Source organism: Actinoplanes sp. NPDC049802 (assembly GCF_040656595.1).
In the GTDB taxonomy this organism is placed as follows: Bacteria; Actinomycetota; Actinomycetes; order Mycobacteriales; family Micromonosporaceae; genus Actinoplanes.
Genome location: NZ_JBFAMR010000008.1, coordinates 94,926 through 114,681 on the forward strand (window position 1 = coordinate 94,926; position 19,756 = coordinate 114,681).

24 protein-coding genes are annotated in these 19,756 nt (G+C 71.3%); 19 read left to right on the forward strand and 5 right to left on the reverse strand.

The window, feature by feature from the left end:
• The first annotated feature begins 69 nt into the window (after positions 1-69).
• The gene (locus AB0I88_RS08310; RefSeq protein ID WP_361020116.1) at positions 70-990 is read left to right on the forward strand and encodes a hypothetical protein; all 921 of its coding nucleotides are present in this window, start codon (positions 70-72) and stop codon (positions 988-990) included.
• Here AB0I88_RS08310 and AB0I88_RS08315 read toward each other — a convergent pair.
• Positions 984-1,358, reverse strand: coding sequence for a DsrE family protein (locus AB0I88_RS08315; RefSeq protein WP_361020118.1), 375 nt, complete (start codon positions 1,356-1,358; stop codon positions 984-986). The two genes, AB0I88_RS08310 and AB0I88_RS08315, sit on opposite strands and share 7 nt — an antisense overlap.
• Before the next feature lie 14 nt (positions 1,359-1,372).
• Here AB0I88_RS08315 and mtfM point away from each other — a divergent pair, with 14 nt between their 5' ends.
• The 13 genes from mtfM (at position 1,373) to AB0I88_RS08380 (ending at position 9,487) form a co-directional block, all read left to right on the forward strand.
• A complete protein-coding gene (gene mtfM / locus AB0I88_RS08320; RefSeq protein ID WP_043533180.1) occupies positions 1,373-1,477 on the forward strand; it encodes a small membrane protein MtfM in 105 nt (34 codons plus the stop codon).
• Complete coding sequence (locus AB0I88_RS08325) at positions 1,474-2,076, forward strand: FABP family protein (protein WP_361020120.1); 603 nt, start codon at positions 1,474-1,476, stop codon at positions 2,074-2,076. The genes mtfM and AB0I88_RS08325 overlap by 4 nt, the downstream gene beginning before the upstream one ends.
• A 62-nt stretch (positions 2,077-2,138) precedes the next feature.
• The gene (locus AB0I88_RS08330) at positions 2,139-2,561 is read left to right on the forward strand and encodes a Fur family transcriptional regulator (protein ID WP_361020122.1); all 423 of its coding nucleotides are present in this window, start codon (positions 2,139-2,141) and stop codon (positions 2,559-2,561) included.
• An 8-nt stretch (positions 2,562-2,569) separates the two neighbouring features.
• The gene (locus AB0I88_RS08335) at positions 2,570-3,598 is read left to right on the forward strand and encodes a folate-binding protein (protein ID WP_361020319.1); all 1,029 of its coding nucleotides are present in this window, start codon (positions 2,570-2,572) and stop codon (positions 3,596-3,598) included.
• 11 nt (positions 3,599-3,609) lie between these two features.
• Positions 3,610-4,452, forward strand: a complete 843-nt coding sequence (locus tag AB0I88_RS08340) for a 3-keto-5-aminohexanoate cleavage protein (protein WP_361020124.1) — start codon at positions 3,610-3,612, stop codon at positions 4,450-4,452.
• Entirely contained in the window at positions 4,449-5,357 is a 909-nt protein-coding gene (locus AB0I88_RS08345; RefSeq protein WP_361020126.1) for an asparaginase, read from the forward strand. Before AB0I88_RS08340 ends, AB0I88_RS08345 begins: the two co-directional genes overlap by 4 nt.
• A 103-nt stretch (positions 5,358-5,460) precedes the next feature.
• Positions 5,461-5,844, forward strand: a complete 384-nt coding sequence (locus tag AB0I88_RS08350; RefSeq protein ID WP_361020128.1) for a helix-turn-helix transcriptional regulator — start codon at positions 5,461-5,463, stop codon at positions 5,842-5,844.
• On the forward strand, positions 5,841-6,323 hold the full coding sequence (locus tag AB0I88_RS08355) for a hypothetical protein (RefSeq protein ID WP_361020130.1): 483 nt from the start codon (positions 5,841-5,843) through the stop codon (positions 6,321-6,323). Before AB0I88_RS08350 ends, AB0I88_RS08355 begins: the two co-directional genes overlap by 4 nt.
• Before the next feature lie 66 nt (positions 6,324-6,389).
• Positions 6,390-6,707 (forward strand): DUF2516 family protein, encoded by a 318-nt coding sequence (locus AB0I88_RS08360; protein WP_361020132.1) that lies wholly within the window; start codon positions 6,390-6,392, stop codon positions 6,705-6,707.
• Between the two features lie 67 nt (positions 6,708-6,774).
• On the forward strand, positions 6,775-7,608 hold the full coding sequence (locus AB0I88_RS08365; RefSeq protein ID WP_361020134.1) for an alpha/beta hydrolase: 834 nt from the start codon (positions 6,775-6,777) through the stop codon (positions 7,606-7,608).
• Between the two features lie 95 nt (positions 7,609-7,703).
• Entirely contained in the window at positions 7,704-8,144 is a 441-nt protein-coding gene (locus AB0I88_RS08370; RefSeq protein WP_361020136.1) for a hypothetical protein, read from the forward strand.
• Positions 8,145-8,168: 24 nt separating this feature from the next.
• A complete protein-coding gene (locus tag AB0I88_RS08375; RefSeq protein ID WP_361020138.1) occupies positions 8,169-8,969 on the forward strand; it encodes an EI24 domain-containing protein in 801 nt (266 codons plus the stop codon).
• A complete protein-coding gene (locus tag AB0I88_RS08380; protein WP_361020140.1) occupies positions 8,966-9,487 on the forward strand; it encodes an O-acetyl-ADP-ribose deacetylase in 522 nt (173 codons plus the stop codon). Before AB0I88_RS08375 ends, AB0I88_RS08380 begins: the two co-directional genes overlap by 4 nt.
• Positions 9,488-9,795: 308 nt before the next feature.
• On the opposite strand, the gene AB0I88_RS08385 is transcribed toward AB0I88_RS08380, so the two are convergent.
• From AB0I88_RS08385 to AB0I88_RS08395, 3 genes are all read right to left on the reverse strand, one after another.
• Complete coding sequence (locus AB0I88_RS08385; RefSeq protein ID WP_361020142.1) at positions 9,796-10,809, reverse strand: LacI family DNA-binding transcriptional regulator; 1,014 nt, start codon at positions 10,807-10,809, stop codon at positions 9,796-9,798.
• A gap of 22 nt (positions 10,810-10,831) precedes the next feature.
• On the reverse strand, positions 10,832-12,235 hold the full coding sequence (locus tag AB0I88_RS08390) for a GH1 family beta-glucosidase (RefSeq protein WP_361020144.1): 1,404 nt from the start codon (positions 12,233-12,235) through the stop codon (positions 10,832-10,834).
• Between the two features lie 103 nt (positions 12,236-12,338).
• Positions 12,339-13,100 (reverse strand): maleylpyruvate isomerase family mycothiol-dependent enzyme, encoded by a 762-nt coding sequence (locus AB0I88_RS08395; RefSeq protein WP_361020146.1) that lies wholly within the window; start codon positions 13,098-13,100, stop codon positions 12,339-12,341.
• Positions 13,101-13,168: 68 nt separating this feature from the next.
• On the opposite strand from AB0I88_RS08395, the gene AB0I88_RS08400 reads away from it, so the two are divergent.
• Positions 13,169-14,191: a UDP-N-acetylmuramate dehydrogenase gene (locus AB0I88_RS08400; RefSeq protein ID WP_361020148.1), complete on the forward strand. Its 1,023-nt coding sequence runs from the start codon at positions 13,169-13,171 to the stop codon at positions 14,189-14,191.
• A 4-nt stretch (positions 14,192-14,195) separates the two neighbouring features.
• Here the strand turns inward: AB0I88_RS08400 and AB0I88_RS08405 are convergent, their stop codons facing one another.
• On the reverse strand, positions 14,196-14,930 hold the full coding sequence (locus tag AB0I88_RS08405) for a CAP domain-containing protein (RefSeq protein WP_361020150.1): 735 nt from the start codon (positions 14,928-14,930) through the stop codon (positions 14,196-14,198).
• Positions 14,931-15,294: 364 nt separating this feature from the next.
• Here AB0I88_RS08405 and AB0I88_RS08410 point away from each other — a divergent pair, with 364 nt between their 5' ends.
• From AB0I88_RS08410 to AB0I88_RS08425, 4 genes are all read left to right on the forward strand, one after another.
• The gene (locus tag AB0I88_RS08410) at positions 15,295-15,993 is read left to right on the forward strand and encodes a response regulator transcription factor (RefSeq protein WP_361020152.1); all 699 of its coding nucleotides are present in this window, start codon (positions 15,295-15,297) and stop codon (positions 15,991-15,993) included.
• 65 nt (positions 15,994-16,058) lie between these two features.
• Entirely contained in the window at positions 16,059-18,443 is a 2,385-nt protein-coding gene (locus tag AB0I88_RS08415; RefSeq protein ID WP_361020154.1) for a chemotaxis protein CheA, read from the forward strand.
• A gap of 1 nt (position 18,444) precedes the next feature.
• Positions 18,445-18,882, forward strand: coding sequence for a chemotaxis protein CheW (locus AB0I88_RS08420; protein ID WP_093619555.1), 438 nt, complete (start codon positions 18,445-18,447; stop codon positions 18,880-18,882).
• The gene (locus AB0I88_RS08425; RefSeq protein ID WP_361020156.1) at positions 18,882-19,754 is read left to right on the forward strand and encodes a hypothetical protein; all 873 of its coding nucleotides are present in this window, start codon (positions 18,882-18,884) and stop codon (positions 19,752-19,754) included. The genes AB0I88_RS08420 and AB0I88_RS08425 overlap by 1 nt, the downstream gene beginning before the upstream one ends.
• Positions 19,755-19,756 lie beyond the last annotated feature (2 nt).

Genomic DNA, 19,756 nt, shown 5'->3' on the forward strand with positions numbered 1-19,756 from the left:
GGCCCCTGGGTCACGGCGGCCTCACGTGTCACCATGGCTGCCGTGACAGGGGCTGGGCGGCGTCGGTGGGTGATCGGGGGGATCACCGCCTGGACTGTGCTGCTCGTGGCCGGTGGGCTGTGGTCGGTGCGATCCGATCCGCCGACCGTGCCCGAGCAGCGGGATGTCGGGCAGGCGCTGCCGGTGCTGCGGGAGGCCGCCGGCACGGTGATGTCGGCAGCTCAGAATGCGGCTCAGAGCGGTGAGTGGGCGCTGCGGCTCGGCGAGTTGAGGGTCGAGGACTGCGCGCTCACCCCGGCGTGGGACGGCAGTGAGGCCAGTCGTGAGGTCACCGTCTACGTGCCGGAGGGCGAGGCGCGGGCGGCGCTCGACGGGATCGCCGCCGGACTTCCGGGCGGGTATCGGGCGGTGGTGACCGCGACCCGGGGCGCCACCCGATTGTCGCTGTTCGCGGATGCCGGGCAGTTCGTCGGCGTCGAGGCGGAGGCGTCCTCGTCCGACCAGGTGCTGCGGGTGCTGATCTCCAGCGGTTGCCGGCCGGGCGTGGACCGGCTGGACCGGGCCGATCCGGCTTCGGGCCCGGCGCCGGAGTTGCTCGCCGCGACCGTGGCCGCGCTCCACGGCCACCGGGCCGGGGGAGACCCGACCGCCAGCGATCCGGCGAGCGAGGGCCCGGCGAGCGAAGGCCCATCGGGTGGAGATCCGTCGGGTGGAGATCCGGCCGCCAGCGAGCCGGCGAGCGGCGAACCAGCGGGTGGGGTCGCGCGGACCAGGGCCGCCGACTGCCCCGACGGGGGGACCGCGGCGACGTTCGTGGCCGACGGCGGGGCGGCTCGACCGGACAGCGATCCGGTCGGGGTTCCGGAGGGCACGCTTCCGGTGTGGGCCGAACCCGGCGGATGGGCGTACCGGATCGGATCCGCATCGGTCGTGGTGACCACCGAGGGCGGGCGATGGCAGGTGAGCTTGACCACCGGCTGCCGTCAGTAGACGAGGGCCTGCGCGCCCTCGGACATGATCTCCTCGACGAAGACGGCGGCGCCCGCGACGCGGATGCCGGGGATGACGTCGCCGGGGCCGATGCCGCGGCGGGCCGCGCATTGTGTGCAGAGGGTGACCCGGGCCTCGGCCAGCAGGATCTCCAGCAGGTCGGGCAGCGGCGCGGCGTGCGGAAGGTCGAACTCGGCGGCACGCCCGGGCAGGGCGAACCATGCGGACTCGCCGGTGAGCCAGAGGGAGACGCCGACACCCGCGGTCACGGCCGTGCTCGCCACGTTGAAGGCCTGCGAGCAGCGCTCCGGCGCGTCGGCGCCGGCGGTGGCCTTGACGACCAGCAAACGTGCCATACCGGCCAGCATAAGATGGGCCGGACATGGTTACCGAGATCGGGTTCGTGAGCCTGCTGGTCGCCGCCCTGGGCGGGCTGGCCGGCGGGTTCGGCTATCTGGCAATGCGTATTTCGAGGGGGCGCTGGTGAGCGGCAGCGAGACGGAAAACCCACTGGGCCCGCCGCCGTGGCTGCACGCGCCTCCGGTCGCTCCCTATCCCTACGAGGACACCCACGACCTGCGGTCCGGCCCGGACCTGCACCCGTCGCTGCTCGGCCTGCTGCCCTTCGTGGGGTTGTGGCGTGGCCGTGGCCAGGGCGGCTTCCCGGTGGACGAGGACTACAACTTCGCCCAGGAGATCCGGATCAGCCACGACGGCCGGTCGTTCCTGCGTTACGAGTCGCGGGCCTGGCTGCTCGACGACGAGTCGAAGCCGATCGGGCAGGCCCTGGTCGAGTCCGGGTTCTGGCGCCCGGTGCTGGTCGACGGCCGCCCGGGTGACGAGATGGAAGCCACCATGATCCGGCCGGACGGGGTGGCCGAGCTCTACCTGGGCAAGGCGAACAACACGCGGTTGGAGATGTCGGCCGACGCGGTCGCCTACACACCGTCGGGGCTGCACGTCACCGGCGGTCACCGGCTGTTCGGGATCGTCGAGGGTGCGCTGCTCTACGCCCACGAGATCTCCATCGACAACAGCAAACTGCACCCGCACATGTCGGCCCGGCTGCTGCGGATCGGCGGCTGAGCGGGCGTTCCGGCGAGGATGTGGCGGGCGCCGCGGGAGATCCGGCGAACTATGCTCGTAGCGTGTCCGCCACATCGCTAGCCGCCATGCTCCGCGAGCGGGGCCTGCGACTCACCCCCCAGCGTCAGCTGATCCTCGAAGCGGTGCACGAACTCGGTCATGCGACGCCGGAGTCGGTGCACAACGCGGTCCGCGAGCGTGCCGCCGGGGTGAACATCACGACCGTCTACCGCACCCTTGAGCTGCTCGAGGAGCTGGGGCTGGTCAATCACACCCATCTGTCGCACGGCTCGCCGACGTATCATCCGGCCGGCGAGGATCAGCATGTCCATCTGGTGTGCCGGTCGTGCGGCTCGATCGCCGAGGTCGATCCGGCGGTGATGGAGCCGGTCACCGGTCTGCTTCTGCGGGAGCGGGAGTTCCGGGTGGACGTCGGGCACGTCTCGCTGTTCGGCCTGTGCGGCAACTGCAAGGAGTCCGAGTGACCGTCGTCATGGTCGAGGAACTCGACCCCGGTTCGGCCGACGCCGGGGTGCCGGCGCATTTCGGTGACCCGATGCGTGAGCAGCGCCTGCTGGAGACCGGGGTGGGCCTGGTCGACCGGTCGAACCGTGAGGTGATCGCGGTTCCCGGCGAGGAGCGGGCGAGCTGGCTGCACACGCTGACCACCCAGCATCTTTCCGGCATCACCGCGGGTCAGGGCAGCGAGCTGCTGGTCCTCTCCCCGAACGGGCATGTCGAGCAGCACGCGTTCGTCACCGAGGACGGCACGACCGCGTGGCTGGACACCGAGCCCGGCGTCGGCGCGGGCCTGTTGAAGTATCTGGAGACGATGCGGTTCTTCACCCGGGTGGAGCCCCGTGACGCGAGCGCTGAGCTGGCGGTCCTCTCGCTGGTCGGCCCGGCGGCGGCCGATCTCGTCCCGGGCCTCGCCGAGCCCCGGGTGGGCGCGGTGCCCGGCCCCAGGTTCGCCGCCGGCTCGGTGCCTCCGTCGCCGACAACCCTCTATGCGGTACGGGCATTCGAAGGCGGTCTGGCCCGCCGTGTGCCGCTCGGCGTGGACCTGCTGGTGCCCCGGGAGTCCAAGGACGCGGTGATCGAGAAGCTGGGTGTGCCGCGGGCCGGGTTGTGGGCGTTCGAGGCGGTCCGGGTGGCCCGCCGGATCCCGCGGCTGGGCTGGGAGACCGACCACCGCACCATTCCGGCCGAGGTGGAGCTGACCGCCCCTGCCGTACATCTGGAGAAGGGCTGCTATCGCGGCCAGGAGACGGTCGCCCGGGTGCACAACATGGGCCGCCCGCCGCGCCGTCTGGTGCTGCTGCACCTGGACGGGGTGGCCACCGATCATCCGCCGGCCCGGGGCACGGCGGTGGAGCTGGCCGGCCGGGCGGTCGGTTTCGTCGGCACCGCGGTTCGTCACCACGAGCTCGGCATGATCGCACTGGCCGTGGTGAAGCGCAACGTGCCCGACGACGCCGACCTGTCGGTGGGGGAGTCAGCGGCGGCCATCGACGTGGGGTGAGGCGTGGCAGGATGACCGGCATGACCGGGACCTTGATCACCGTCGCCCCGACCGGCGCGGAGAGCAGCAAGGCGGATGTGCCGGCTCTGCCAGTGACCCTGGGCGAGCTGGTGACCACCGCCAAGGAGTGCGAGGCGCTGGGCGCTTCGATCATTCACGTCCACATCCGGGACGAGGCCGCCCGGCCCACCCTGGATCAGGGCCGCCTGCGGGACACCGTCGCCGCACTGCGGGAGGGCACCGGCCTGATCGTGCAGTTGTCCTCGGGCGGATCGGTGCACGACCCGGAGGCCGACCGGCTGGCCGTGCTGGACGCCGCCCCGGAGATGGCCTCGTGCACGATGGGCACCGTCAACTTCGGCGACGACGTGTTCCTGAACCGCTGGGAGTTCATCGTCGACCTGCACACCCGTATGCAGGAGCGGGGCATCGTGCCGGAGTACGAGATCTTCGACCTGGGACAGCTCACCACCCTGCAACGGCTGCTCGCCAAGCACGGTCTGCCGGCCGGTGGCCACGTGCACGTCGACCTGGTGATGGGCGTGCCCGGTGGGATGCCCGGCACGGCGGCCGCGCTCGTCGGCTGCGAGCAGGTCATCCGTGACCTGCCGGCGGGCACCACGTTCTCGGCGACCGGCATCGGCCGGAGCACCATCCCGGTGATGCTGGCGTCGCTGTCGGCCGGTGGTCATCTGCGGGTCGGGATGGAGGACACCCTGACGTACGGCAGGGGCCGTCCCGTCGAGTCGAACATGCAGCTGGTGGCCCGCGCGGTCGGTTTCGCCCAGCTCTCCCAGCGCCCGCCGCTCACTCCGGCGCAGGCCCGCGAGCTGCTCGGGGTCCCGCCCCGATGATCGTGGCGGAGGTGGTCCGTTCCGGTTTCGTGGAGAGTGTCCACCACGGTGTCGTGGCCGTTCACGGTGGCACGAGCATCGGGGACGTCGAGAAGCCCTTCTTCCCCCGGTCGTCTAGCAAACCATTGCAGACCGTCGGCCTGTTGAACGCCGGCCTGACGCCACGGGAGGAGGCGGACCTCGCCCTGATCAGCGCCAGCCACGACGGCGAGCCGTTCCACGTGGAACGGGTTCGCGCCATCCTGGCCGCGGCCGGGCTCGGGCCGGAGGCGCTGCGCTGCCCGGCCGACCTGCCGCTGGGTGTGGTGGCGCAGCGGGACTGGCTCCGGGGCGGCGGTGGGCCCGAGCGGATCCTGATGAACTGTTCCGGCAAGCACGCCGGTTTCCTCGCCACCTGCGTGGTCAACGGCTGGCCGCTGGAGTCGTACCTGGAGGTCGGCCACCCGTTGCAGACGATGCTGGCCGGCACCGTGAGCCGGCTGTCCGGTGAGCCGATCGCCGCGCTCGGGGTGGACGGCTGCGGTGCGCCGATCTTCGCGATCTCCCCTCTCGGCCTGGCCCGGGCCTTCCTCACCCTGGTCGAGGCGGCGCCCGGCACCCCGGAGCGCCGGGTCGCCGACGCGATGCGGGCCGACCCGGAGCTGGTGGCGGGCACCGGCTCGGAGGACACCGTGCTGATGACCAGGATGCCGGGCCTGATCGTGAAACGCGGCGCCGACGGGGTGTCCGCGGCCGCGATGGCCGGTGTCGGAGCGGTGGCACTGAAGATTTCCGACGGCTCGACTCGGGCGCGCGTACCGGTGCTGCTCGCCGCCCTGCGCCGACTCGGCCTGGACGTTCCCGACCTGCCGGAGTGGGTCCTGGGTGGCGGTGTGCCGGTGGGCGAGGTTCGCGCCGTCCTCTGAAGAGGGGTCCTCCGGGTGGGTTTCCCTACGGGTGACCGGCTTCACGCTAACTATTGCAAGCACTTTGCTTGCAGGAGCTAGCACTGCGAGCTAGGTTCGATTCATGGCCACACCGAAGGATCTGCCGGAGGACATCGGATCGTTCATCCGAGACCTGCGGCAGACCGCGAGGATCTCGCTCCGGCAGCTCGCCGACAAGGCGGGCGTCAGTAATCCGTATCTGAGCCAGATCGAGCGTGGCCTTCGCAAGCCGAGCGCCGAGGTGCTGCAGCAGATCGCCAGCGCCTTGCGAGTGTCGACGCCCGCGATGTATCTGCGGGCTGGGCTGCTCGATGGAGAGGGCCAGCAGGGAGTGCTGGCCGCCATCGCGGTCGACCCGGAGCTCACGATCGCGCAGAAGCAGTCCCTGACGCAGATCTACGAGACGTTCCGCAACGAGAACGCCCGCAATGCCCCGCCCGGAGAAGACGCCGAGGAGACGAAATGACCGAGCAGACCAAGACCAAGATCCCGACCCCCCTCTACGCCGCTGCCGGCGCCGGTGACCTGGCGTATGAGCAGCTTCGCAAGCTGCCGGCCGTCGTCACCGAGCTGAGCAACCAGGCCGTCGCCTCGCTCCGCGCCTACAACGAGCAGGCCGGCACCAAGGCCGCCGAGCTGCGTGGCAAGGCCCAGGAGACCGACTTCGTCGCGCTCCGGGACACCGCCGCCACCGCCGCGACCACCTTCGCCCAGGTCGCCCAGGAGCGCGCCCTCGCCGTCTACAACGAGCTGGTGGCTCGTGGCGAGCGTGTCGTCGGCACCGGTGTGGTCGAGGCCGCCGACGTGGTCAACGCCGACATCGAGGCCACCGAGGAGCCGAAGGCCGTCGAGGCCACGGTGACCGAGGCCAAGGCCGTCGAGGCCGCGCCGAAGCCGCGCAAGCGGGCCAAGCCGGCCACCCCCGCCGTGAAGCCGGCGGAGTGATCGACAAATCCGACATGATCCGCGGGCCCCGGCGTTTGCCGGGGCCTGCGGCATAGACTCTTCCTCATGGCCACCTCCGCCGCGCCCATCTTCTTCGACGACGTCCGCTTTTATCTGAACGCCGCCATCTGGCTCGTGTCCATGGCCGTGCAGGCGGTCGCGCTGATCCATTGCCTGACACAGCGCGGCGCGGGCTTCCAGGCGCTCGGCACCCTGCCGAAAGGCGCGTGGGCCGCGATCATCGGCGTCTGTCTGGTGCTGACCGTGATCACCATGGGCGGCCTGCTCATCATCACGATGATCGGTGTCGCCGCGGCACTCATCTACATGCTCGACGTCCGTCCGGGTCTCAAGGATCTGTCCGACGGCAAGGGCTTCTGGTGATCCGGACCGTCGCTTGAGGAGACGTTTCGGCCCACCTCCTCCGGACGGTGGCCCGCGCCTGCAGCGGATGGACCGGACCGGCCCGCGGACCGGTCGCCCCACGTTGCCGGGTCCGGCCACCGAGCTGGTCACCCTTCCCTCGGGGGTACGGGTGGAGCAGCTGGTCACCGGCGCCGGTGACCCGGTGACGGTGTTCGCGCACGGCCTCGCCGGGGATGTGTCCGGCACCCGCCCGCTGGGCAGCGCGGTCGCCGGCCGCCGGGTGTTCTTCCATTTCCGGGGGCACGGTCGTTCGGATGTGCCGCCCGGGCCGTGGAGCTTCGCCGATCTGGCCGACGACCTGCGCGGTGTCGCCGATCTGGCCGGGGCCACCCGGGCGCTGGGCGTCAGCATGGGAGCCGCCGCGCTGTGCCGTCTGCTGGCCGCCACGCCGGAGCGGTTCGAGCGGGTGGTCCTCTACCTGCCGGCCGCTCTGGACGGGGCCAGGCCGGCCGCGTCGGCGCAGCGTCTGGAGCGGCTGCTGGCGTCGGTCGAGTCGGGGGAGGCCGCGATGATCGCCGCGGCGGTCGAGTCGGACCTGCCGTCGTCGGTGCGTAACACTCCGGCCGGCTGGAGTTTTCTGCGGCAGCGGGTGGAGCAACTGCAACGGGACGGGCTGGCGCCGGAGATCGAGACGGTGTGGTCGTCGCCGCCGCTGGCCGACGCGTCGGCGTTGCGGCGGTTCCGGGGCCGGGCGCTGGTGATCGGCTGTCTCGGCGACGACGTGCACCCGGTGGCGTGGGCGGAGCGGATCGCCGGCCTGCTGCCCGGCGCTGAGCTGGAGGTCTTCGACCGTCCGGCGGTGCTCTGGAATGCCCGGACCGAGCTGCGGGAGCGGATCGCCGGATTTCTCAACGCATAACTTCGGGGCCTATGTCCGAAAAGCCGTAACCTTTCCCGCCGCGGTGCGGTGAGTATTACGTGCGCTTGTCCCCCAAGTCCGTTTTCTTCGCTTTGGTGGTTCTCGGGCTGCCGTTCGCGGTCGTGGCCGGCTGGGCGCTCGGCGCGCCGTCCGCGCGTCAGACCACCCTCGGCGCCCCGAACGGTCCGCTCGGGCCCGGCGCCATCGGTGGTGACGGCGGCCTGGGCGCCGCCCCGGCGGAAACGAGCCCGACCCGGGACCGGGCCCCCGGCTACACGGCCCGGCCACCACGTGTCACCGCCGACCCGCTGCCCGCATCGTCAGTGCCCGCCGCCGGGCCCAGTACGGTCACCGCGATCGTGACCGTCGTCCAGTCGGCGACCCCGGCACCGGCCGAGACCACCGATCCGCCGCTCACCGCACCACCGGTCCCCACGCCGACGCAGCCGGACCAGCCGGCGAGCCCGTCCGCCACCCCGCCGTCGCCGAGCACCACCGCGGCCCCGTCCGGATCCGCCCCCGCCGCCGCCGGATGACACCGGGTTCTAAGCTTCCGAAACGTGAGCGGTGATCGAAGTCGTCCGGTCTCGGCCCTGCGCGAGTTCGTGTCCGGGGCCGGGCTCCTCGGCCGTGGACTCGGCCTGGTGCTGGGCAACTCGCGGCTGTTCCTGATCGGGCTGATTCCCGCGCTGTTGTCCGGCGTCCTCTACACCGCGGCCCTGATCTTCCTGCTGCGCTATCTGCCGGACCTCTCCGCACAGGTCACCTGGTTCGCCGACGACTGGTCCGGCTGGCAGCGCGGCACCCTCCGGGTTCTCGGCGGCGCCGCGGTGCTCGGTCTGAGCGTGCTGTTCAGCGTCCTCACCTTCACCGCGGTGACGCTGCTGATCGGCGACCCGTTCTACGAGAAGATCTCCGAGCTGGTCGAGGACCGGTTCGGCGGTGTGCCCGACGCGGTGGACATCAGCCTCCTGCGGGCGCTGCGCCGCAGCCTGGCCGACTCACTCAAGCTGATCGGCGTCTCGATCCTGATCGGCATCCCGCTCTTCCTGCTCGGGTTCCTGCCGTTCGTGGGCCAGACCGTGATCCCGGTCCTGGCCGGCGCGGTCGGCGGCTGGCTGCTCGCCCTGGAACTGACCGGCGTCCCGTTCCAGCGGCGCGGTCAACGGCTGCGTCACCGCCGTGCCACGCTCGCGCAGCGCAAGCCGCTGGTCCTGGGTTTCGGTGCGGCCGTCTTCGTCTGCTTCCTGATTCCGCTCGGCGCGATCCTGCTGATGCCGGCCGCCATCGCCGGCGCCACCCTGCTGGCCCGGCAATCGCTCGGCAAGCCCATCGAGATCACCAGCACCGCCTCGCTGTGAGGGTCGAACTGATCGAGGGCGACATCACCGCCCAGAGTGCCGACGTGATCGTCAACGCGGCCAACTCGTCGCTGCTCGGTGGCGGCGGGGTGGACGGGGCGATCCACCGCAAGGGCGGACCGGAGATCCTGGCCGAGACCCGGATGCTGCGGGCCTCGAGATACGGCCGTGGACTTCCGGTCGGCCAGGCCGTAGCGACCACCGCCGGGCGCCTGCCCGCCCGCTGGGTGGTGCACACGGTCGGGCCCGTCTTCAGCGCCGCCGAGGACCGCTCCGAGCTGTTGCGTGCCTGCTACACGAACTCGCTCCAGGTCGCCGACGAACTCGGTGCCGAGTCGATCGCGTTCCCGCTGATCTCGGCCGGTGTCTATCGCTGGCCGGTCGAGGACGCCGTGCGGCAGGCGCTCAGCGTGCTCCGAGACGCCGAGCCACGGTCTGTCCGGGCCGCCGTGCTGGTGCTCTTCGGTGCCGAGACCGCGGCCGTTGGCCGCACGGTCCACGCCGCCGTCTTTCCGTGACCGGTCCAGGTCCGCCTGTCGCTTGCGCCATTTCGCGGTACGCGGAACTTCGCCCCGTCCGATTCGGACCGTCCCGTCCGTCCGGCGCGAGCCTGCTGCCCGCTACAGCCTGTGCCGCGCCCGCCGGGCTGAGTTCGGTGGTTCCACGACCAGCTGGACCACCCACTCAAGCCCGGCGGGCGCGTTCTCGGTCCGGAGTCGCGGGGAGATCGCGGGTCGCCCACGGTGGGTTCGGGTAGGCGTACCGGAAAGGCTGGCGGGAGGGACGCTGAGCTGGCCGTGGCGACGGCCGGGAGGTCCGGAAATGATCAGGCGGAGGCGCGGATGACGAGATCCGTGGGCAGGATGATCGCGGGTGGCACGCTGGGGTCGCCGGCGATCAGCCGGAGCAGCTCGCGGGCCATGGTCCGGCCGGCCTCGCCGATCGGCTGGCGCACCGTGGTGAGCGGGGGATCGCTGTAGCGGCTGATCTCGAAGTCGTCGAAGCCGATCACCGCGACGTCCGCCGGGACGCGGCGACCGGCCTCACGCAGGGCTTGCAGGGCGCCGTGGGCCATCAGGTCGGAGGCGGCGAAGACGGCGTCGAGATCCGGATCACGGTCGAGGAGCTCGCGCATCGCGGTGATGCCGGAGTCGCGGGTGAAGTCGCCGGTGGCGACGAGTTCCGGGAGGGCGGCCGCGCGCAGGGTGTCGTGGTAGCCGGTGAGGCGTTCGAGGCCGGCCACCATGTCCTGTGGTCCGGCTATGGTGGCGATCCGCCGACGGCCGGAAGCGATCAGATGGCGGAGTGCCGCGGCGACACCACCGGCGTGGTCGACGTCCACGTAGGGCACCGGCGGGTCGGCGATCATCGGACGGCCGGAGCAGATCACCGGTATGCCGCGCCGGGCCAGCAGGCCGGGCAGCGGGTCGGCGCCGTGGATCGAGGCGAACATGACGCCGTCGACGTGGCCGGCCACCGCGTAGCGCTCGACCCGGGCGTAGCCGGCGGCCGAACCGGCCATCATCAGCACCAGCTGTTTGTTCGCGGCCTCCAGTTCGGAGCCGACGCCGCGGATGATGGCCGGGAAGAACAGGTCGTCGGAGAAGACCCGATTCGCCGTCTCCGGCAGGATCAGCGCGATCGAGTCGGTCTGCCGGGTGACCAGGCTCCGGGCCGCCTGGTTCGGCACGTAGCCGAGCTCGTCGACGGCCCGGTTGACGGCCTCACGGATCGAGGCCGCCACCGTGGTCGAACCGTTGACGACGCGGGACACCGTCGCACGGGAGACCCCGGCATGACGGGCGACCGCTTCCAGGGTCGGGCGTTCCCGCGTCGTCACAAGCCCCCCGCTCTGATTCCGCTCAGTCCAGGCCGTTGCGGCGGATCACCTCGCGGTACCACTTCGCGCTGTCCTTGAGCACCCGCTGCTGCGTGGTGTAGTCGACGTGCACCATACCGAAACGCTTGGCGTAGCCCTCGGACCATTCGAAGTTGTCCATCAACGACCAGGCGAAGTATCCCCGCAGATCCACTCCGGCCGCCAGAGCGTCGTGGCAGGCGCGCAGGTGGGCGTCCACGTAGTCGATCCGGCGCAGGTCGTGGACCTCGCCGTTCTCGGTGGGGCCGTCCGGGTACGCCGCGCCGTTCTCGGTGATCAGTAGCGGTACGCCGGGGTAGTCCCGGTGCAGGCGGGTCAGCAGGCGGGTCAGCGCGGCCGGCTCGATCTGCCAGTTCATGTCGGTGACCGGGCCGACCGGCGCCCGGAACTTGATGCCGTGGCTGCCCGGGTAGTCGAGCGGGCCGGGGTGGCCGGGGGCCGCCGAGACGTACGCCGGGGCGTAGTAGTTGAGGCCGAGCATGTCGATCGGGGCGTTGATGATCGCCTCGTCGCCGTCGCGGATCCAGACCGGGTCGGCGAGCCGGGAGATGTGCGCCAGCACGTCGGCCGGGTAGTGGCCCTTGAGCATCGGGTCCAGGAAGATCCGGTTGGCCAGGCCGTCGATCAGGTGGGCGGCGGCACGGTCGGCTGCGCTGTCCGGGTCGAGCGGGGCGACGGCGCTCGGGTTCAGCGTGATGCTGATGCTCTTCGCGCCGGCCGCGCGCAGCGCCCGGGCGGCCATGCCGTGGGCCAGGTTGAGGTGGTGCACCGCGGTCAGGGCGGCGACCGGGTCCTGGATGCCGGGCGCGTGCAGGCCGGAGGCGTACCCGAGGTAGGCCGAGCACCACGGCTCGTTCAGCGTGGTCCAGGTGGCGACCCGGTCACCGAGGCGACGGTGGACGATCTCGGCGTATTCGGTGTACGCCTCCGCGGTCTCCCGGTTGGTCCAGCCGCCCCGGTCCTCCAGCGTCTGCGGCAGGTCCCAGTGGTAGAGCGTGACCACCGGGGCGATGCCCTTGCCGAGTAGTTCGTCCGTGAGCCGGTCGTAGAAGTCCAGGCCACGGACGTTGACCGGGCCGGTGCCGTCGGGACGGATCCGGGGCCAGGCGATCGAGAAGCGGTACGAGGCCAGGCCCATGTCTGCCATCAGCGCGACGTCGTCGGCGTACCGGTGGTAGTGGTCGCAGGCGACATCGCCGGTGTGCCCGGCGAAGACTTTGCCGGGCGTACGGCTGAAGGTGTCCCAGATGGACGTGCCGCGGCCGTCCTCCCGCACGGCGCCCTCGATCTGGTACGAGGCCGTCGCCGCTCCCCAGATGAAACCTTCGGGGAAGGTGATCCCCGCGGGGGCCGGCTGCGCCGACGTGGACGTGACGGTTGCCGTCATGTCTTCTCCGCTTCCTGATGATCCGCTAACGATGATCCGCATAACTTAACCGGTTCATCTTAGGGCCTACCGACGCGGTGACAACGGCCCTTGACTTCGAACCTCAACCGGTGCGCAAGGCCTGCACCAGCCGCGGATCGCCGGTGAGGGCCAGTTGGTCGGTGCGCTTGCGGCCCATGAGGGCCAGTTGCAGGTCGCTCGCCGCGCCGGTGACCTTGGCCCGTGGGTGGTGATCATCGCTGTCCAGGATCGTGCCGGTGTCCAGCAGGGCGATGCCGGCGCCGCGCAGCCGGACGAACCACTCCTGTGCCGCGTCCGTCCCGACCAGGTGCACGACGCCGTGCAGATCGGTCGGGCCCTGGCGCTTGCCGGCCGGCAGCCAGGTGTCCAGGATCTCGCTCACGCCGTCGGTGGCGAGTTTCGTCTCGATCGGGGTGGCCCGTCCGGCGGCCGACTCGGCGTCCCACCGGTGCACCGAGAGCTCGTGCGCCATCCGGCGATGCCAGAAGACCGCCCGTTTCGGCTGCGGCGCCCAGTTCCACGCCGGGAAGTCCGGGTCCAGCGCCTCCAGCGTCTCGATCGTGCCGGTGATCTCACGGCGCAGGTGGTCCAGCGCCTCGGACCACTCGGCCGGGCGATCCGGAGGGACGAAACCCTCCATCCGCTCGGTCACCCCGCGTGTCGCCGTGGCCCGCACCCAGTTCAGCACCGTGGTCACGTGGTGGGTGAGATCGGCGACGGACCAGTCCGGGCAGGCCGGGACCGCCGTGTCCGGCCCGCTCTCGGCGACGGCGTCGTAGAGCGCCGGACCGTCGGCGCGCAGCGCCGCGAGCCAGAAATCCTTCGTCGCGTGCAACCTGTTCATCGCTCTCGTCCCCCACTCGGCCGGACCGCCGGTAAAACCCCCCGCAGTGTGAGCTTAGGGTGAGCGTCGTGACTGACACTTCCCTGGCGGCGTACACGACGCTACGCCTCGGCGGGCCCGCCGGCACAGTGACCACCGCGGTCCATACGGACGAGGCCGTCGCCGCGGTGCGCGGGGCCACCGCGGAGGGCCGGCCGCTGCTGGTCCTGGCCGGCGGCAGCAACGTCGTGATCGGCGACTCCGGCTTCGACGGCGAGGTGCTGCTGCTGCGCGACCGGGGGATCGAGGTGGTCGGCGAGGACCCCTCCGGCGTCCTGGTCCGGGTCGCGGCCGGCGAGCCGTGGGACGACTTCGTGGCGTACGCCGTGGCGAACGGCCTGTCCGGCGTCGAGTGCCTGTCCGGCATCCCGGGCGCGGCCGGGTCCACCCCGATCCAGAACGTCGGGGCGTACGGCCAGGAGGTCGCGCACACCATCGAGGCGGTGCACGCGTACGACCGGATCGCCGACGAGACCCGTGTCATGACGCCGGCCGAGTGCCGTTTCGGCTACCGGTCCAGCGTGTTCAAGCACGACGACCGGCACCTGGTCACCGCGGTCGACTTCCGGCTCGCCCGCTCGGCGGAGTCGGCCCCGATCCGGTACGCCGAACTCGCCCGCACCCTCGGCGCCTCGGCCGGGGAGCGGGTCCCGTTGCGGCAGGCCCGGGACACCGTGCTCAAGCTGCGGGCCGGCAAGGGGATGGTCCTCGATCCGGAGGACCGGGACACCTGGTCGGTCGGGTCGTTCTTCACCAACCCGGTGGTCCCCGTGGAGTTCTTCGCGACGCTGGGCGAGATGCCGCACTGGCCGACCGCGGACGGGACCGTGAAGCTTCCGGCGGCCTGGCTGATCGAGCGGGCCGGCTTCCCGAAGGGGTACGCCGGTGCCGGCGTCGCCATCTCGGGCAAGCACACGCTGGCGCTGACCAACCGGGGGGACGGCAGCACGACGGCGCTGCTGGACCTGGCCCGGACGATCCGGGACGGGGTCCAGGCCCGGTTCGGTGTCGAGTTGCGCCCGGAGCCGGTCCTGATCAACTGCGCTCTCTGAGCCGTTACCGCCAGCCGAAGACCTGCGTGTAGTACGGGGTGCCGTCGGCCGCGTACGCCACGCCGGCCCCGATCGAGCGGGCTTTGCAGTTGAGGATGTTGCGCCGGTGTCCCGGGCTGGCCATCCACGCGGACACCACCTCCGGTGCGGTGCGGTAGCCCCAGGCGATGTTCTCCCCGGCGGGCTGCTGGTAGCCGGCGTCCTCGCTGCGGTCCACGAACGTCGAGCCGTCCCGCCAGACGTGGCTGAAGAGCCTGGTCCGGGCCATGTAGTGGCTCTGCCGCAGGGACGCGGTGACCAGATGGCCGTCGACCGTGAGGCTGGGGCAGCCGGCGTCACGGCGGGTCTCGTTGGTGAGCCGGACCACCTGGACCATCACGGCGCGGGCCCGGAGCTGGGCCGGGTTCGCCGCGGGCCGCGGGGCGACGGCGGTGGTGACCGGCCGCCGCGTGACGGTGGTGGTGACCGGCCGCGGGGCGACGGTGGTGGTGACCGGCCGCCGGGTGACGGTGGTGGTGACCGGTCGCGGGACGACGGTCGTCGCCGCCGGCAGTGAGAGCGTGGTGCGGGGCGCGACGGCCGGACCGGGCGCGCTCGGTGTGGGGGCGGCGGTCGATGGCGGGCCGGCCAGCGGCCGCGGCGGGACGATCGGCCCGTGGCCCAGCGCCGGTGCTGAGAGAACGAACAGCGTGGGTGCTGCCACGAGCGCGGCGACACGTCGTACCACCAGGTCGAACACGGGTGCCTCCCGGATCGCAGATACGGGCGCGGATCGCCCGTCACGGTTATCGCACCCCGTTGCACGCGGCGTGTCACATCTTTCGCGGAACGGGCGATAAGCCGTACGAGAAATGTCAGGCTGTAGGGATGTCCCGATCGGGCCGAGGGGGTACCCCCGGGCGGGTCGGGTGGGTGGATCCTCGCGGACCGGCTCCGGGCGCACCCCTCGGCGCTAGACTGTCACTGTCCGTAAATAGGCGGTCACATCACGCTATGGTGTGTTTGCGCCGTCGGACATTTCTTCCCGCTCGCGCGGTGGTGCGGCGGAGATCGGCCGTGCCGGCACAGGCACGAGCGCGAGTTGGGGGCAGGGTGAGCAAACGATGAGTCGCCTTCTCGTGGTCGAGGACGACCCGGACATCGCACTCGCTCTCCGGATGTTGTTCAGCCGGGCCGGATACGAGGTGGCGCACGCCGCCGACGGCCGTTCCGGGCTGAAGGAGGCCTACGCCGAACACCCCGACCTGGTGGTGCTCGACGTCGGCCTGCCGGAGATGGACGGCTGGCAGGTGCTGGAACGGCTGCGGGACGTCTCGGACGTCCCGGTGCTGGTCCTCACCGCACACGGCCAGGAGACGGAGAAGGTGCGCGGCCTGCGGGGCGGCGCCGACGACTACCTGACCAAGCCGTTCGCCAACAACGAGCTGCTGGCCCGGGTCGAGGCGCTGCTGCGGCGCTCCTCCTCCGGGCAGAACACCTGGGCCAGCCAGGTCTACGACGACGGTCTCGTGCACCTCGACCCGACCAAGCGCCGGGTCTACGTCAAGGGTGAGGAGAAACGCCTCACGCCCACCGAGTTTCGCCTGCTCAACGCGCTGGTGCGGCATGCCGGCGCGGTTCTCAGCCCGAACCAGCTGCTGACCCAGGCGTGGGACGACCCGACCGGCATCGGCCAGGAGCGGGTCAAGTTCGCGGTGCTCCGCCTGCGCCGGAAGCTGGGCTGGTCCGATCCCGACGATTCGCCCATCGAATCCGTCCGGGGTTTCGGCTACCGCTACCGGCGTCCGGGCGGAGAAGCCTGAGTGTTCTCAGCCCGCGCCATCATCCGCCGATGTGGCCTGTGAAGCCGAGCAGGAGGTAGTAAGTCGTGGAAGACCTTGGTGAGATCGTCGGCGAATTCCTGATGGAGAGCCACGAGAACCTGGACCAGATCGACCGGGACCTCGTCAGCCTCGAACAGGAACCGGGCTCGCGTGACCTGATCTCCCGTATCTTCCGGGCGATCCACACGATCAAGGGCACCAGTGGATTCCTGGCGTTCTCCCGTCTGGAGAAGCTCGCGCACGCGGGTGAGTCCCTGCTGTCCCGGCTCCGCGACGGCGTACAGCCCGTCACCCCGGAGACCATCACCGTCCTGTTGCTCTGCATCGACGGCGTCCGGTCCATCCTCTCCTCGATCGAGGAGAACGGGTCCGAGGCCGAGGTCGACATCGAGAGGGTGATCGTCAAGATCCAGGCGCAGATGAACGCCCCTACGGACAGCGCTCCCGCCGCCGCGCCGGCGGCTCCGGCCGCTGTGGTGGCGGCTCCGGCCGCACCGGTGGCCGAGGCCCCCGCCGCCGAGGCCCCGGTGAGCGTCGAGCAGGAGGCCGCGGCCGCTCGCCGGGCGCCCGAGCCGGTCGCCGACCAGCGCCAGCCGCTCGGCCAGATCCTGGTCGACGCGGGCGCGGCCCAGTCCTCCGACGTCGCCTCGGCGCTCCAGCAGCAGATCGAGGGCGACGAGCGCAAGCTCGGCACCATCCTGCTGGAGGAGGGCAAGGCGCAGCCGGCCGCGGTCAGCGAGGCGCTGCAGTCCCAGGCGCCGAAGCGCAGCATCGCGGACAGCGCGATCCGTGTCGACGTCGACCTGCTCGACACCCTGATGAACATGGTCGGCGAGCTGGTGCTGGCCCGGAACCAGCTGGTCCGCGGCGTGATGGAGACCGGCGACTCCGGTCTGGTCCGCAGCGCCCAGCGGCTCGGCATGATCACCAGTGAGCTGCAAGAGGGCATCATGAAGACCCGGATGCAGCCCATCGAGCACATCTGGTCCAAGCTGCCCCGGGTCATCCGGGACCTGAGCAACTCGCTCGGCAAGCAGGTCGCGCTGGTCATGGAGGGCAAGGAGACCGAACTCGACCGGAGCCTGCTGGAGGCGGTCAAGGACCCGCTGACGCACCTGGTGCGCAACGCGGTGGACCACGGCATCGAGGAGCCGGAGCGGCGGATCGCCAGCGGCAAGGGCCCGGAGGGCACGCTCACGCTCCGCGCGTACCACGAGGGTGGTCACGTGGCGGTCGAGGTCGCCGACGACGGCGCCGGGCTGAACGTCGAGCGGATCGCGCAGAAGGCCGTGGACAACGGCCTGCTCCGCCCGGAGCAGATTCCGAACATGGACAAGCGCGACATCATGGCGATGGTGTTCCAGCCCGGCTTCTCCACCGCCGCCAAGGTCACCAACGTGTCCGGCCGCGGCGTCGGCATGGACGTCGTGAAGACCAACATCGAGAACATCGGTGGCGCGGTCAGCGTGGACTCGACACCCGGCGAGGGTACGGTCTGGCGGCTCACCATCCCGCTGACCCTCGCGATCATCCAGGCGCTCACCGTCGACTGCGGCGACCAGCGCTACGTCGTGCCGCAGGTCGCGGTGCTCGAGCTGGTCTTCATCGACGGCAACACCACCAAGGTCGAGTACGCCTCCGGCGCACCGGTCTACCGGCTGCGCGGCAAGCTGCTCCCGCTGGTCCGCCTGGACCGGGCGCTCGGCCTCGAGGTCGGTGGCGACCAGGGCGTCTACATCATGGTGCTGCAGGCCGACGGCCGGCGGTTCGGCCTGGTCGTCGACCGGGTGCTGAACACCGAGGAGGTCGTCGTCAAGGCCCTCAACACCCGATTCAAGGACATCGGGCTGTACGCCGGAGCGACCATCCTGGGCGACGGCAAGGTGGGCCTCATCCTGGACGTCTCGTCGCTGGCCCGGCGCTCGCACCTGGCCGTGGACCAGGAGCGGGAGAGCGTCGCGGAGAAGCGCGGTCAGGGCGGCGGCGGCACCGAGCGCCTGCTGGTCACCGCGGTCGGCGAACGTCGCGTGGCGATCCCGCTGGACACCGTCACCCGGCTCGAGGAGTTCCCCCGGGACCGGATCGAGCACGCCGGGTCGCGGGAGGTGGTGCAGTACCGCGGGCAGATCCTGCCGCTGGTGCGCCTGTCCCACCTGCTCGGCGCGTACGGCGAGGAGCTGGAGGGCGACACCGTGTCGGTGGTCGTCTACAGCGAGGGCGGAAAGAGCGTGGCACTGGTCGTGGACCGCATCGTGGACATCGCCGAGAACTCGACCACCGCACGCCGCGACGCGGAGGAGGACGGCCTGGTCGGCACCGCGGTGATCCAGCAGCGGGTCACCGAGCTGCTCGACGTGCGCCGGGCCATCCTCGCCGCGGATCCGAACTTCTACAGCGATTCCATGGACGACATGATGGTGGAGGTCTGACATGGCGAGTCGTCAGTTCGCGACCTTCGAGGTGGACGGCCAGCTCTTCGGGGTCGAGGTGCACACCGTGCAGGAGGTGCTCTCGTACAACGAGTACACCCCGGTGCCGCTCGCCCCGCCGGCCGTCGGTGGACTCTTCAACCTGCGCGGCCAGGTGATCGCCGCGGTGGACCTGCGGGTACAGCTCGGGCTGGCCCGCCAGGCCCTGCAGGGCCCGGTCATGAACGTCATCCTGCGCGGTGACGGCGAACCGGTGTCCCTGCTGGTGGACAAGATCGGCGAGGTGGTGGATCTCGACGACGAGACGTTCGAGCCGCCACCGGACACGCTGAGCGGTCCCACCCGGGAGCTCGTGGTCGGCACATTCAAGCTGGACGGGCGGTTGATGCTGGCTCTCGACGTCAATCAGGCCGTCGACACATACCGCGCCACCAACTGATGTACAGCCTGGTCAGCGCCCCCGTCCTGGGCTTCGACCTGACCCGCCTGGAAGGCGGGGCGGCCGCGGCCGAGGTTCTGCTGCGCGCCCTGCGGCTGCAGGCCGGAGACCTCCCCGTGCTCGCCGGACGGCTGCCCGACGAGAACATCCGGGGCCCGCTCTGGGTGGAGGTGGAGAGTGCCGCCCGTCGCATGCCGTCGCTCAAGGCGATGTCGAAGGACGACCCGGCCGGGAACCTCGCACTGGTCGAGCGCGCGCCGATCGGTACGGTCGACGCCCTGCTGACCTGCCTGCGCTACGACGTGATGTCGTGGACCTGGGAGGGCACCGGCCGGGCGGCCCGGCAGAGCGAGGACGCGGCCGCCGCGACCGCGCTGCTGTGCGACGCCGCGGTCGCCAGTTACCTCCGTGAGGTGCTGGACGACGGCACCCGCCGTGGGCTCGGCGCCGGGTGGGTGTCCGCCGTCAGGAAGCTGCCGGCCGGCCCACCGATCGACTTGGGCCCGCACCACTACACGGTGTCCGCCCTGCTGGACCGTTTGCACACCCTGCGGCCCGAGGACCGGCAACGGGTCTCGACCTCGGCCGACGACGCCCGGCGCAACACCGCCGGATGGTCGCCCGCCGTGCATTCGGCGTCGTGGGCGGCGTACCTCTCGGATCGGGTCCGGACCGCGGCCGCGGCGCAGATGCTGCTGGTGCAGGCGGTGGACACGGCCGGGATTCCGCTGGCCGAACGGGCCGGTGGGGTCTGGAACATGCTCAGCGGCGCCGTTCAGGCGCTCGTGGTCCGCGATCTGCTGGACACCGCAACGGCACACCGGCTGCTCGCACCGGTGGTGGCGGCGCTCGGTCCGGCCTGGCTCGGTTGAAG